The sequence below is a fragment of the Pseudomonas sp. 43mfcvi1.1 genome, from assembly GCF_900115935.1.
GTDB lineage: Bacteria > Pseudomonadota > Gammaproteobacteria > Pseudomonadales > Pseudomonadaceae > Aquipseudomonas > Aquipseudomonas bijieensis.
On the sequence record NZ_UETT01000019.1, the window covers coordinates 96,390 to 109,903 of the forward strand.

Below are 13,514 nucleotides of genomic sequence, written 5' to 3' on the forward strand. Positions count from 1 at the left end.
GTCAGGCCGGCTCCTGTCCGCGCAACTGGCCGTCACCGACCACGATGTACTTCTCGCAGGTCAGGCCTTCCAGGCCGACCGGGCCGCGGGCGTGCAGCTTATCAGTAGAAATGCCGATCTCGGCACCCAATCCGTATTCGAAGCCATCGGCGAAGCAGGTCGGGGTGTTGATCATCACCGACGCCGAATCCACTTCGGCCACGAACCGCCGGGTTTCGCCCTGGTGTTCACTGACGATGGAATCGGTGTGGTGCGAGCCGTGGCGATTGATGTGCTCGATGGCCTCGTCCAGCCCGTCGACCACGCGGATCGACAGGATCGGCGCCAGGTATTCGGTATTCCAGTCTTCTTCCGTGGCAACCGCGGCTTCGATGATCGCCCGGGTGCGCTCGCAACCACGCAGTTCGACGCCTTTTTCGCGGAACTGGGCGGCCATCGATGGCAGGAAGGCCTGGGCAACGGCTTGGTCCACCAGCAGGGTTTCCATCGCGCCGCAGATACCGTAGCGGTAGGTCTTGGCGTTGAAGGCAATGCGCTGGGCCTTCGGCAGTTCGGCGTGAGCACTTACATAGACATGGCAGATGCCGTCCAGGTGCTTGATCACCGGCACGCGGGCGTCACGGCTGACCCGTTCGATCAGGCCCTTGCCGCCACGGGGCACGATGACATCGACGAACTCGGGCATGGTGATCAGCGCACCGACTGCGGCACGATCGGTGGTTTCCACCACTTGCACCACGGCCGCTGGCAGATCGGCCTCGGCCAGGCCGCGCTGGATGCAGGCGGCGATGGCGCGGTTGGAGTGGATAGCCTCGGAGCCGCCACGCAGGATGGTCGCGTTGCCCGACTTCAGGCACAGGCTCGCGGCGTCGATGGTCACGTTCGGCCGCGACTCGTAGATGATCCCGACCACGCCCAGGGGCACGCGCATCTTGCCAACCTGGATGCCCGACGGCCGGTAGCTCATGTCGCGGATCGCCCCAACCGGATCCGGCAGGGCCGCGACCTGACGCAGACCGACGATCATGCCGTCGATGCGGGCCGGAGTCAGCGCCAGGCGCTCGAGCATGGCCGGCTCCAGACCATTGGCCCGACCAGCGGCCAGGTCCAGTTCGTTGGCAGCGGACAATTCGGCGCGCGCAGCGTCCAGCGCATTGGCGGCGGCCTGCAGGGCGCGGTTTTTCTGCGCGGTGCTGGCACGGCCGATGATGCGCGACGCTTCGCGAGCGGCGCGACCCAGGCGGGTCATGTAGTCAAGAACGGACTCAGTCATGGTCTGTGTGGTCTTGGCAAAGAGGAAAGCGGCAGATTATAGCTGTCGTAACCCTCGACTAACAGCATGGACTCGCAGTGGTGACCGGCGGAGGAGCAAAACAGGCGTAAACAGCCTGTTGAAGCGAGTGTTCAGCGGTGATTAAGCTTTCCATTGCTATCATCGCGCTTCCTTTGGCCTCACTTCGTCTATCGCCATGACCGATTTGCCATCGCCCAACGCCCTGCCCCACGCCTTTTTCGATCGCGACGCCCAGGTGCTTGCCAAAGACCTGCTGGGCAAAGTCATTCGCCACAAGGTCGGTGACTTGTGGCTCAGCGCGCGGATCATCGAGACCGAGGCGTACTACTTTGCCGAAAAGGGCAGCCACGCCTCGCTGGGCTACACAGAAAAACGTAAGGCTTTGTTTCTGGATGGCGGCCACATCTATATGTACTACGCCCGGGGCGGCGATTCGTTGAACTTCAGCGCTCAGGGACCCGGCAATGCGGTGCTGATCAAATCGGCGTACCCATGGGTCGACACCGTCTCCGGCCCGGCGAGCCTGGCGCAGATGCTGCTGAGCAACCCCGACGCCCAGGGCCGGCCACGCACGCCGCAGAAACTCTGTGCCGGTCAGACGCTGCTGTGCAAGGCGTTGGGGCTGAAAGTGCCGGACTGGGACGCCAAACGCTTCGACCCCGAGCGCTTGCTGGTGGAAGATGTCGGCGTGCCGACGGTCAATGCGATCCAGACCACCCGCCTGGGCATCCCCCAGGGCCGGGACGAACACCTGCCCTACCGCTTCGTCGACGCCGCCTATGCCCCGTGGTGCACCCGCAACCCGTTGCGGCGCGGGCAGGTCGAAGGGCGTGATTACTTTTTGCTGTCCTGATGCAATACCGCATCCCCCTGTGGGAGCGGGCCTGTGGGAGCAAGGCTTGCCCGCGATGCAGGCGACACGGATCAACAATAAGGTCGCGTCATCGTTCGTCGCGAGCAAGCTTTGCTCCCACAAGCTCTCCCCACAGTAAAAAATGCATGCTAATCACTATTCAATGGAGTTGTACTTATGGGCCCATGGCTCGATAGCATCACCAGCTGGCTGACCGTCAACCCGCAGTGGCTGGCGGTGGCGGTGTTCATCGTCGCCTGTGTGGAGTGCCTGGCCATTGCCGGGTTGATCGTGCCGGGCACCGTGCTGCTGTTTGCGATAGCGGTACTGGCCGGCAGCGGCGCGTTGTCCTTGGGCGAGACGTTGCTGCTGGGCCTACTCGGTGGCTTGCTGGGGGACCTGGTGTCGTACTTCCTCGGCCGGCATTTCCATCAGAACATCCGGCGCCTGCCGGGGCTGCGGCATCACCCTGAATGGATGAGCGCTGCGGAGAGCTATTTCCAGCGCTATGGCATCGCCAGCCTGCTGGTGGGCCGTTTTATCGGCCCGCTACGGCCAATGCTGCCGATGGTGGCCGGGATGTGCGACATGCCATTCCCGCGCTTCGCCGCCGTCAGCGTGTTGGCCGCGGCGGGCTGGACCGTGGCCTACCTGCTGCCGGGCTGGGCCACCGGGGCGGCGTTCCGCCTGCCACTGCCCGAAGGGTTCTGGCCACAAGCCGGCGTGGTCATCGGCAGCATGGCGGTGATGATCGGGCTGAGCGTCAACAGCAGCCTGCGTCGCCATCGCCATGCCTCGGCGCTGATCGCCGGGATCGGCCTGGTGATTCTGATTGGCCTGTTCATCGGCTTTCGCTACCTGACGGCGTTCGACCAGGGGTTGGTGGCGCTGGTCCAGGAGCATCGCAGCGCAACGCTGGATGAAATCGCCGTGACCTTCACGCTGATCGGCGAATTCCGCAACATGCTGATTTTCAGCACCCTGCTGACCGGCTTGCTGTTGCTGGCGCGCCAATGGCGCCAGGCAATCTTTGCCGGCGGCACGATGCTGCTCACGTCCCTGGCCAATACCGGCAGCAAGCACTTCTTCGCCCGGGTGCGCCCGGAGATCCTCACCGACCCGCTGACCAGCTACAGCATGCCCAGCGGCCATGCCTCCGGCGCATTCGCGCTGTTCCTGAGCCTCGCCATCCTCGCCGGTCGCGGACAACCGCCGCGCCTGCGCCTGACCTGGCTGCTGCTGGGTTGCCTGCCGGCGCTGGCCATTGCCCTGTCGCGGGTGTACCTGGGGGCGCATTGGCCGAGCGACGTTGTCGCCGGCGCCATGCTTGCTGCCTGTGTCTGCGCCGCCGTCCTGTGGTTGAGTCAACGCCAGGCCCCGCTGCCGGCCATGCCGCCGAAAATCTGGTGGCTGATCCTGCCGGCGCTGGTGGCGGTGTTCAGCTTTTTCGCCCTGCGGCACTTGCCGCATGCGATGTTGCGGTATGCCTATTGAGACCTGGAGCCCCCCTGTGGGAGCGAGCCTGCTCGCGATTGCGGTGCGTCAGTCGACATCAAGCATGCTGACCCGGCGCCATCGCGAGCAGGCTCGCTCCCACAAGGGTTCTGAGTCCTTCCGGTGAATGCGCGTGTTTCAGGCGAAGAGCTCGCCCTGCAACTCATCGAGCAACGCCTGGATCGCATCCAGACGCTGCTGCGGGTCATCGAGTTGCAACAGGTCGATCTTGTCCAGTTCATTGAACGGCAGCAGGTAGGCCAGCTGATTGGCCAGCGACTGCTGGCCGGTCGCTTCGGTGCCCATGTTCAAGGCCTCGACCATCGGGTGCTCGGCCAGGGCCTTGAGCAGCGCCACCAGGTCGGCGTCTTCATCCTGCAGCGGTTGCTCCGGTTCTTCCTCCAGCCACTCGACCTCGGCGACCGTCAGTTGATCCGCCTGGACGCTGCTGCCATGCACGATGAAGCGCCGCCCGCCCCGCACGCGAATGCCCAGCAGACCATTGTCCTGCTGGGAGAAGTCGGTGATACACGCTTCACAACCGACCCGCGCATAGCCTTCGGGGGCGATGCCGACTTCCTCGCCATCGAGGATGCACACCACGCCGAAGCCTTCGCCCTTTTTCATGCAGCGCCCGATCATGTCGAGGTAACGCGCCTCGAAAATCTGCAAGTCGAGGATGCAACCGGGGAACAGCACGGTGTTCAACGGGAAAAGCGGCAAGCTCATAACCAATTCCTTAAACCGTCATCGACACCACCAACGGCAGCAGCACCGCCGTGGCCACGCCCATCAGACTCATCGCCAGCGCCGCAAAGGCACCCGACTCCTCGCTTTCCTGCAACGCCACCGACGTACCCACCGCATGGGCCGCCAACCCCAGGGCCATGCCCCGGGCCTCAGGGCTATGGACACCCAAGCGGGTCAGAATACTCGGACCGAGGATCGCCCCGAGTACACCGGTAATCAACACGAACACCGCCGCCATGGCCGCCACGCCACCGATCTGCTCGGCCACCAGCATGGCGATCGGCGACGTCACAGACTTGGGCGCCATGGTCATCAGAATCATGTGCTCGGCACCGAAGGCCCAGCCCAACACCACCGCAGAGCCCGTGGCAAACACCCCGGCTATCACCAGCGTAGTAAAAATCGGCCAGAACAACTGCCGGATCCGTCGCAGGTTCAAATACAGCGGTACCGCCAGGGCGACCGTGGCCGGGCCCAGCAGGATGCTGAGGATCTCGGTGCTCTTGCGGTATTCGGCGTAGCCGATGCCGCAACCGACCAACACGCCGATCAACAGCACCATGGACATCAACACCGGTTGCAGGAACACCCAGCGGGTCTTTTCGAAGGCCGCCAGCACCAATTGATAGGCGCCCAGGGTAATACCGATGCCGAACAGCGGATGGTGGATCACCGAGTTCCAGGCGCCCTGCCAGTCGAGCATCATTGGCGGTCCTCCGGGGCGGCGACGTGACGGCGGGCCAGGCGCTGCATCAGCACCCCTGTCAGCGCCACGGACAGCACCAGAGACAAAGTCAACGCGCCAACGATGGCCCAGAAATCGGCGGCTATCGCCCCGGCGTAAACCATCACCCCCACCGCTGGCGGCACCAGCAGCAACGGCAGGTAGCGCAGCAGGCTGCCGGCGGCCAGGTTCAACGGCTCGCTGACTTCGCCGCGCACCACCAGATAGCCCAGCAACAGCAGCAGGCCAACGATTGGCCCGGGCAGCACCGGCAAGAACAAATGATTGATCGCAGTGCCCAGCAATTGGAACAGCACCAGCCAGGTCAGGCCCCGTAGCAACATCCGCTCTCTCCCCTGCAACACTTACTCAAAGAATGCGCCGGCATTATAAGCATGCCCGCGCTATGGTTCGGCATTCGTAAAAAGCATGTTCAGTGACCTTACGTGCACGCCATGTTGATCTACAGTGGTTCTCCGGGGACGCAGATCCCCGTTCCAGAAAAAGCACAACAGATGAACCCAAGGAGAGTCTCAATGCCTTACGTCCCCGTTGCAGCGCTCAAAGATTATGTCGGCAAGGAACTTGGACGTTCCGAATGGCTCACTATCGATCAGGACCGCATCAACCTGTTCGCCGAAGCCACTGGCGACTTTCAGTTCATCCACGTCGATCCGGTCAAGGCCGCGCAGACCCCGTTCGGCAGCACCATCGCCCACGGTTTCCTGTCGCTGTCGCTGATGCCCAAGCTGATGGAAGACATCCTGATCCTGCCCGAGGGCGTGAAGATGGTCGTCAACTACGGCCTGGACAGCGTGCGTTTCATCCAGCCGGTGAAGGTCGACTCCAAGGTCCGGCTCAAGGTCGACCTGGTGGACGCCACCGAGAAAAAACCCGGCCAATGGCTGCTCAAGGCCACCGCCACCCTGGAGATCGAAGGCTCGGAAAAACCGGCCTACATCGCCGAGCCGCTGTCGCTCTGCTTCGTGTAAACCTGCGCGGTCGCGAAACCGCTCAGGCAGTTTCGCATCGCTTCTCTGTATCCAAGGGGCATAGCTGCGGCATACTCGTGGCCTGATGACCTGGATCCCGTTATGCGCTTATTCGTCCCACTGACCCTGACCCTGTTGCTCACCGCCTGCGGCGACGGCGAATCGCCGCTGCCTCCCGACGCGCGCCTGCCCGACGGCGGCCGCTATCGCGGCGACCTCGTGGACGGGCTGCTCCAGGGCCAGGGACGCATCGACTACCCCAATGGCAGTTGGTATGCCGGGCAGTTCGACAAAGGCCAGTGGCACGGCACTGGGGAATGGCATGGCAGCAACGGCGAGGTCTATCGCGGCCAGTTCCAGCAAGGCCTGTTCCACGGCCAGGGCAGCCTGACCACACCGACCAGCAGCTACACCGGCGGCTTCAAGCTGGGGCGACGGGACGGTGAAGGAACGCTCAAGGAAAACGGCATGACCTACCGGGGCGAGTTCAAGGCCGACCGCTATTCCGGCCTCGGACGCCTGGAACTCGACGACGGCAGCCAGTACCAGGGCCCGTTCGCCAACGGCAAGCCCAACGGTGAAGGCCAGCGCTTCGATGCCAGCGGCAACCAGTTCACCGGGAAATTCGTCGATGGACAGCTGCAGGGCAAAGGCACTTTCAACAGCGCCGACGGCGATGTCTATGTCGGCGGCTTCAAGAACAACCAGCTCAACGGTCGCGGTCGCTACGAAAATGCCGACGGCGATGTCTGGATCGGCCAGTTCAAGGACGGCGCGCTGACCGGCAAGGGCGAATTGATCGGTGCCGACGGCAGCCACTATCTCGGTCATTTCAAGGATTGGCGCTTTACCGGCGAGGGTCGCCTGAACCTGCCCGACGGCAGCTTCTACATCGGCCAGTTCGAAAACGATAGTTACCACGGCCGTGGCACCCTGGCGCTGACCGACGGCACGGTACAAAGCGGCACCTGGGCCAACGGCCAACGGGTGCGCGACGCCGATGGACGGCTGCTGCCGGATGTACTCGAACTCGGCCTGCTGGCCCAGGGCCGCCTGCTGGAGGATGCCTTGGCCAATATCCCGGCCTCGACGCCAGCGGTGGAGCTGTACAGCCTGACCCTGGGCGGCGATGGCAAACAAAGCGTGTTCCTGCGTGAATCCGACTACGTCGCCAACATGCTCAACAGCCGTTTCGGCGCGTTCGGACAGATCCGCCTGGTGAACCACCGTGACCACCTCGGCGACCGGCCCATGGCCAGCCGCGAAAGCCTGCGCCGCGCCGCCGCCACCCTGGCCGAACGCAGCGGCCCGGAAGACCTGATTTTCATCTATCTGACCAGCCACGGCACCAGCGAACACGAACTGGTGCTCGACCAGCCGCGCATGGAACTGGCCGACCTGCCTGCCGATGAACTGGCGGTGGTGCTGGCACCGCTGAAGAACCGCGACAAGATCGTGGTGATCTCGGCGTGCTACTCCGGTGGTTTCATCCCGGCGCTCAAGGATGAGCGCACGCTGATCATGACCGCGTCCCGGGCCGACCGCGTGTCCTTCGGCTGCTCCGAGGAGGCCAACTTCACCTATTTCGGCGATGCCCTGTTCGCCCAGGCGCTGAACCAGACCGACGACCTGGAGCAGGCCTTCAAACGGGCCAAGGCCACCGTGGCCGAACGAGAACAGGCGGACAATTTCGAAGCGTCCGAACCGCAGATGTGGGCGCCCAGGACGGTTCTCTCTCACTGGCAACTGCTGCGCAAACAGCAGGCACGTAAAGCATTGCAAAGTGCTGCATTGAACGACGAGGCCACAAAGAGCAACTAAGCTGAATCGTATCAAGGGGGAAACACCATGTACTTGACGCCTCAGCATGTTTTGCTTGCCGGAGCCACCGGGTTGACCGGGGAACACCTACTGGACCGGCTGCTCAACGAGCCGACCATCTCCCGGGTCCTGGCCCCCACTCGCCGGCCGCTGGCCGAGCATCCACGCCTGGAAAATCCGGTCGGGGAACCGGCACAGGTGCTGCCACAACTCAGCGGCCAGGTCGACATCGCCTTTTGCTGCCTGGGCACGACCATCAAGAAAGCCGGCTCCGAACAAGCCTTTCGCGCGGTGGACCTGAACCTGGTGGTGGCGTTTGCCAAACGCGCCCGGGAACTCGGGGCACGGCACTTGATCGTGATCAGCGCCTTGGGGGCCGACTCGAAGTCATCGATTTTCTATAACCGGGTCAAAGGTGAAATGGAAGCCGCGCTCAAGGCCCAGGACTGGCCGCAACTGACCATCTGCCGCCCTTCCCTGCTGCTGGGCGACCGCGTCGAACCGCGCCTGGCCGAACAACTGGCCGGGCCGTTGTCGAAGCTGATCCCGGGCAAATACCACGGCATCGAAGCCTGCCAACTGGCCCGCGCCATGTGGCGCTTGGCGCTGGAAGAGCAGGATGGGGTGCGGGTGGTGGAGTCGGATGAGTTGCGTAAGCTTGGTAAGTGAGGCGCAATCATTGTGGCGAGGGGATTTATCCCCGCTGGGCCGCGAAGCGGCCCCCAATTAATCTCAACTCGGTTTCAACTGGTTGCCCAGCAGTGATGGCTCAATTCTTGGGACTGCTTCGCAGTCCAGCGGGGATAAATCCCCTCGCCACAGATAAATCCTTCAGCACAGTTAGATCTTTTACAACCCACCCGTAGCCTGAAATCCCACACCTATCGCCGTGAACAACGACAACGGCAACAGCAAGGTATCCAGCAGCGCGCTACCCGGCAGATCCAGCCCTGGGTAACTCGGCGCCTCGGCCCCAAAGCGGTCCTTGGCGCAGCAGCCACCATTGAGAGCGTAGAGGTCCAGGCGCGTGCCCGCGTACACCACCGGCGCGCCAGGCTCGGCGGCGTCGAGGGTGCGGGCGGTGGCGCAGCCGGTCAGTTGCAGCGCCAGCAGCACGATCAGCAGCTTATTCATCGCTGCTCAAATGGTGCTCGCCCCAACGCGGCAGCATGTCCTGGGGGATATTCAGCAGATTGAGAATCCGCGCGACGACGAAATCGATCAGGTCGTCGATGGTCTGCGGCTGGTGATAAAACCCCGGCGAGGCCGGCAGGATGGTCACGCCCATGTTCGACAGCTTGAGCATGTGCTCCAGGTGAATACTCGAATACGGCGCTTCCCGCGGCACCAGGATCAGTTGGCGGCGCTCCTTCAGCGTCACGTCCGCGGCCCGCTCGATCAGGTTGTTGCAGGCGCCGGTGGCAATCGCCGACAACGTCCCGGTGGAGCACGGCACCACCACCATCGCCGCCGGAGCACCGGAGCCCGACGCCACCGGCGACATCCAGTCTTCCTTGCCGTACACACGAATCTGCCCCGCCGCCGCACCGGTGTATTCGGTGAGGAAGGCCTGCATCATCTGGGTCTTGGCCGGCAGGGTCACGTCGGTTTCGGTGGCGATCACCAGTTGCGCAGCCTTGGAGATCAGGAAGTGCACCTCGCGGTCTTCACGCACCAGGCAATCGAGCAGGCGCAAGCCGTACTGGGCGCCGGAGGCACCGGTCATCGCCAGCGTGATGCGGTCGGGGCCATTGCTCTCCAAGCGAGTGTTCATTTCAGCGCCTCGGCCAGTTTGCCGTGCAGGCCGCCGAAGCCGCCGTTGCTCATGATCACCACGTGGGTGCCGGGTTGGGCCTGGCTTTTCACGCGCTCGATGATGCCTTCCAGGGAATCGCTGACAATCGACGGCACCGAGCACAGCGCGGCGGTGGCGCCGAGGTCCCAGCCGAGGTTGGCCGGCGCGTACCAGATCACCTGGTCGGCATCGACCACGCTTTCCGGCAGGCCGTCGCGGTGGGCACCGAGTTTCATGGAGTTGGAGCGTGGCTCGATGATCGCGATCAACGGTGCGTCACCGATGCGCTTGCGCAGCCCGTCGAGGGTGGTGGCGATGGCGGTCGGATGGTGGGCGAAGTCGTCATAGATGGTGATGCCGCGCACCTCGGCGACTTTCTCCATGCGCCGCTTCACGCTCTTGAACGCGCTCAACGCGGCAATGCCCATGGACGGCACCACGCCGACATGCCGAGCCGCCGCCAGGGTCGCCAGGGCGTTGGCGACGTTGTGCTGGCCGGTCATGTCCCACTCGACCACGCCTTGGGACACACCTTCGAACAGCACTTCGAACTGCGAACCGTCGTCCTTGAGCAACTTCACCTGCCACTGCCCACCCGCGCCGGTGGTTTGCACCGGGGTCCAGCAGCCCATCTCGATCACCCGATGCAACGCCGGCTCGGTGGTCGGATGGATGACCAGGCCTTCACTCGGGATAGTGCGGACCAAATGGTGGAACTGCCGCTCGATGGCTGGCAGATCGGGGAAGATGTCCGCATGATCGAACTCAAGGTTGTTGAGGATCGCCGTGCGTGGACGGTAGTGGACGAATTTCGAGCGCTTGTCGAAAAACGCGCTGTCGTATTCGTCGGCCTCGATCACGAAGAACGGCGTGCCGCCCAGGCGCGCCGACACCGAGAAATTCTGCGGTACGCCGCCGATCAAAAAGCCCGGGCTCATGCCGGCGTGCTCCAAAACCCAGGCGAGCATGCTGCTGGTGGTGGTCTTGCCGTGGGTGCCGGCCACGGCCAGGACCCAACGGCCCTGCAACACATGATCGGCCAGCCACTGCGGGCCCGACACGTAGGGCAGGCCTTTGTTGAGCACGTACTCCACCGCCGGGTTGCCACGGGACATGGCGTTGCCGATGACCACCAGGTCTGGCGCCGGGTCCAGCTGCGCCGGGTCGTAGCCTTGGGTCAGCTCGATGCCCTGGGCCTCCAGCTGTGTGCTCATCGGCGGGTAGACGTTGGCGTCGGAACCGGTCACGTGATGACCCAGTTCCTTGGCCAGGACCGCCATCGAACCCATGAAAGTGCCGCAAATACCGAGAATATGGATGTGCATAGTCGACCTCGTAAAACATGGCCGCAGGTTAGCGTAGGGAGGGGGAAATCGCACCTTGTGTTTCGACTTCACCTCGCCTTTACGGGTGGCCGCCAGACTTGCAAACAGCACACAATCCCTGTGGGAGCGAGCCTGCTCGCGATAGCGGTGGGTCAACTTGCATTGATATTGGATGTGCCGCCGCCATCGCGAGCAGGCTCGCTCCCACAGTTGATCGCATTCCTTCAGGACGACCGCGACGCGGTTCAGCGGGCAATGGCGTGCTTGCGCAGCTTTCGGTAGAGGGTATTGCGGCTGATGCCCAGTTGTTCGGCAGTGTGGGTCATGTGCCAGCGCTGGCGCTCCAGCACATCGAGCAACGCCACACGCTCGGCATCTTCAAGCGGCCGTTCTGCCACGGTTTCAACCAGCGCCACCGGACGCTGGCGAATCATCGCCGGCAAGTCCTCCAGACCAATCCGCCCGCCGTCGCACAACGCCGCCAGGGTGCGCAGCACATTGCGCAATTGCCGCACGTTGCCCGGCCAATCGAAGCCCAGCAACGCCTGGCGCGCCGGCTCGTCGATGATCACCGTCTCGCCGCCGCTCTCCTCGGCCAGCAGGAAATCCAACAACTGCGATTTGTCACTGCGCTCGCGCAACGCCGGCAAGGGGATTTCCAACCCATTGAGGCGGTAATACAAATCCTCGCGGAAGCTGCCGTCCTGCACCCGCTCCAGCAATTGCCGGTGGGTGGCGCTGATGATGCGCACGTTGACCGTCTCGGGCTCGCCGCCGATGGGCACCACCTGGCGATCTTCCAGCACCCGCAGCAAACGGGTCTGCAAGGCCAGGGGCATGTCGCCGATTTCATCGAGGAACAACGTGCCGCCGTCGGCCTGTTGCAGCTTGCCGCGCATGCCTTCCTTGCGCGCACCGGTGAAACTGCCGCCGCGATAGCCGAACAGCTCGCTTTCGATCAGGCTTTCCGGGATGGCCGCGCAGTTGAGGGCGACGAACTGTTTGCCGGCGCGCTGGCTGGCATGGTGCACGGCCTTGGCGAAGGCTTCTTTGCCGGAGCCGGTTTCGCCGTGGATCAGCAGCGGCACATCACGCTCGAACACCCGCAGCGCCTTGCGAAAATGCTCCTGCAACGCCGCATCCCCCAGGCAAATGCCCGGCAGCCGCGCGGGCTCGATGGTTTTGAACGCCGGGGCGATCGGCACCGGCACGCTGCGCGGCTGCCCCCGCAGCACGGCGAACAAAGGCCGACCGTCACGGGTCCGCAACGGCCAGCTCGCACTGGCATTGACGCTCGCGCGGCCGAGCAACTCGTCCAGCGAACAATCGAAGAAGTCTTCCACCCGCTGGCCCAGCAAGCTGCCGCGAATATGCCCCAAGAGGTTGAGCGCGCTCTGGTTGACCGCGCTGATCCGCCCTTCGCCGTCGAACGCCAGCAACCCTTCGCTGAACAGCCCCACGGACTCGGCCTGCAGGTGAAAGCGCAGCAGCCATTGATTGTCGAAGCAACGCAGGAAATAGCAGCTCTCGATCATCTTCGCCGAGAGATTGACCAGGGCCATGGTGTGGAACTGGCTCTGGCGCGACACGTCCGGGCGGGCCGAGGACACGTCGAGCACCGCCAACAGTTCGCCCTGAGGGTCGAAGACCGGGCTGGCCGAGCAGGTCAGCCCGGTGTGGCGGCCACGGAAATGTTCTTCCTGGTGGATGGTCAGGGCCTGACGTTCTACCAGGCAGGTGCCAATACCGTTGGTGCCTTCGCAGGCTTCGCTCCAGTCAGCGCCGAGCCAGAGCCCGGCCCGTTCGAAAATCTTGCGTTCGCTGGGGGCGGTGACGCAGTTGAGGATCACGCCCCGGGCGTCGGTCAGCAGCACCGCGTGGCCGGCGCCGGAGAGTTGCTGATGGAGGCTGGTCATTTCGGTGCCGGCGATATGCAGCACCTGTTGCAGGCGTTCGCGGCTTTCCAGCACCCGGCCATGTTCGAGCACCGTCGGCGCGAGGTTCTGGGCCGGGTCGAGGTGATAGTCCTCGAGGCAGCGCAGCCAGGAACGGGCAATCGACGGATCGCTGCCGGGGCCCTGCAGGTGGGCCTTGCCCTGGGTGACCGTCAGGACTTGTTGGGCATGGCGACTCAAGTGGTTGCTGTGCATTTCTTATTGTTCTCTGTGGTGAGGGGATTTATCCCCGTTGGGCTGCTTAGCAGCCCTCCCGCCAACTCGCGTCAGCATCCTCCAGCCCAACAACCTTTGCAATGCTGGCGCGACCTGTCAGTCACAGACTGTCTCGCCGATGGCACAAACTGTCACACCGGCTGTATCGCAATCGTCACGCACGGCATCCGTTTGTCCGGCGAACTCCTCCTAAAGTCTTGATTTACGGGCCTTGCAAGGCAATGGCCCAACCTTTGCTCTAGGCTTAATTACCGGCGCTCAATTTTGCGCGGCCTCCCGTATAAGCACAAAAGCC

13 protein-coding genes are annotated in these 13,514 nt (G+C 63.6%); 5 read left to right on the plus strand and 8 right to left on the minus strand.

The annotated features are described in order from the left end of the window. Window position 1 precedes the first annotated feature (1 nt). Entirely contained in the window at window positions 2–1,273 is a 1,272-nt protein-coding gene (locus tag DTP52_RS28145) for a glutamate-5-semialdehyde dehydrogenase (RefSeq protein ID WP_109756292.1), read from the minus strand. Between the two features lie 196 nt (window positions 1,274–1,469). On the opposite strand from DTP52_RS28145, the gene DTP52_RS28150 reads away from it, so the two are divergent. Both DTP52_RS28150 and DTP52_RS28155 read left to right on the plus strand, forming a co-directional pair. Further along, window positions 1,470–2,147 carry a DNA-3-methyladenine glycosylase gene (locus DTP52_RS28150; RefSeq protein WP_109756293.1) on the plus strand — a complete coding sequence of 226 codons (678 nt, stop codon included), beginning with the start codon at window positions 1,470–1,472 and terminating at the stop codon, window positions 2,145–2,147. A gap of 177 nt (window positions 2,148–2,324) precedes the next feature. Beyond that, entirely contained in the window at window positions 2,325–3,641 is a 1,317-nt protein-coding gene (locus DTP52_RS28155; protein WP_109756294.1) for a bifunctional DedA family/phosphatase PAP2 family protein, read from the plus strand. A gap of 138 nt (window positions 3,642–3,779) precedes the next feature. Here DTP52_RS28155 and DTP52_RS28160 read toward each other — a convergent pair whose 3' ends face one another. From DTP52_RS28160 to DTP52_RS28170, 3 genes are read right to left on the minus strand one after another with little or no spacing between them, the layout of a single operon-like run. After that, window positions 3,780–4,370, minus strand: a complete 591-nt coding sequence (locus DTP52_RS28160; protein WP_109756295.1) for an LON peptidase substrate-binding domain-containing protein — start codon at window positions 4,368–4,370, stop codon at window positions 3,780–3,782. Window positions 4,371–4,380: 10 nt separating this feature from the next. Beyond that, on the minus strand, window positions 4,381–5,097 hold the full coding sequence (locus DTP52_RS28165; RefSeq protein WP_109756296.1) for an LrgB family protein: 717 nt from the start codon (window positions 5,095–5,097) through the stop codon (window positions 4,381–4,383). Further along, window positions 5,094–5,459, minus strand: coding sequence for a CidA/LrgA family protein (locus DTP52_RS28170; protein WP_109756297.1), 366 nt, complete (start codon window positions 5,457–5,459; stop codon window positions 5,094–5,096). Before DTP52_RS28170 ends, DTP52_RS28165 begins: the two co-directional genes overlap by 4 nt. Window positions 5,460–5,651: 192 nt before the next feature. Between DTP52_RS28170 and DTP52_RS28175 the strand changes: the two genes are divergently transcribed. The 3 genes from DTP52_RS28175 (at window position 5,652) to DTP52_RS28185 (ending at window position 8,597) form a co-directional block, all read left to right on the plus strand. Then, window positions 5,652–6,107, plus strand: coding sequence for a MaoC family dehydratase (locus DTP52_RS28175; RefSeq protein WP_053125683.1), 456 nt, complete (start codon window positions 5,652–5,654; stop codon window positions 6,105–6,107). A gap of 102 nt (window positions 6,108–6,209) precedes the next feature. After that, window positions 6,210–7,928, plus strand: coding sequence for a C13 family peptidase (locus DTP52_RS28180; protein ID WP_109756298.1), 1,719 nt, complete (start codon window positions 6,210–6,212; stop codon window positions 7,926–7,928). Window positions 7,929–7,955: 27 nt separating this feature from the next. After that, on the plus strand, window positions 7,956–8,597 hold the full coding sequence (locus tag DTP52_RS28185) for an oxidoreductase (protein WP_109756299.1): 642 nt from the start codon (window positions 7,956–7,958) through the stop codon (window positions 8,595–8,597). 180 nt (window positions 8,598–8,777) lie between these two features. On the opposite strand, the gene DTP52_RS28190 is transcribed toward DTP52_RS28185, so the two are convergent. From DTP52_RS28190 to DTP52_RS28205, 4 genes are all read right to left on the minus strand, one after another. After that, on the minus strand, window positions 8,778–9,062 hold the full coding sequence (locus DTP52_RS28190) for a YceK/YidQ family lipoprotein (protein WP_109756300.1): 285 nt from the start codon (window positions 9,060–9,062) through the stop codon (window positions 8,778–8,780). After that, entirely contained in the window at window positions 9,055–9,702 is a 648-nt protein-coding gene (gene ubiX / locus DTP52_RS28195) for a flavin prenyltransferase UbiX (RefSeq protein ID WP_109756301.1), read from the minus strand. The genes DTP52_RS28190 and ubiX overlap by 8 nt, the downstream gene beginning before the upstream one ends. Next, on the minus strand, window positions 9,699–11,048 hold the full coding sequence (mpl, locus tag DTP52_RS28200; RefSeq protein ID WP_109756302.1) for a UDP-N-acetylmuramate:L-alanyl-gamma-D-glutamyl-meso-diaminopimelate ligase: 1,350 nt from the start codon (window positions 11,046–11,048) through the stop codon (window positions 9,699–9,701). Before mpl ends, ubiX begins: the two co-directional genes overlap by 4 nt. Before the next feature lie 245 nt (window positions 11,049–11,293). After that, window positions 11,294–13,198 (minus strand): sigma-54-dependent Fis family transcriptional regulator, encoded by a 1,905-nt coding sequence (locus tag DTP52_RS28205; RefSeq protein ID WP_109756303.1) that lies wholly within the window; start codon window positions 13,196–13,198, stop codon window positions 11,294–11,296. Window positions 13,199–13,514: the final 316 nt, after the last annotated feature.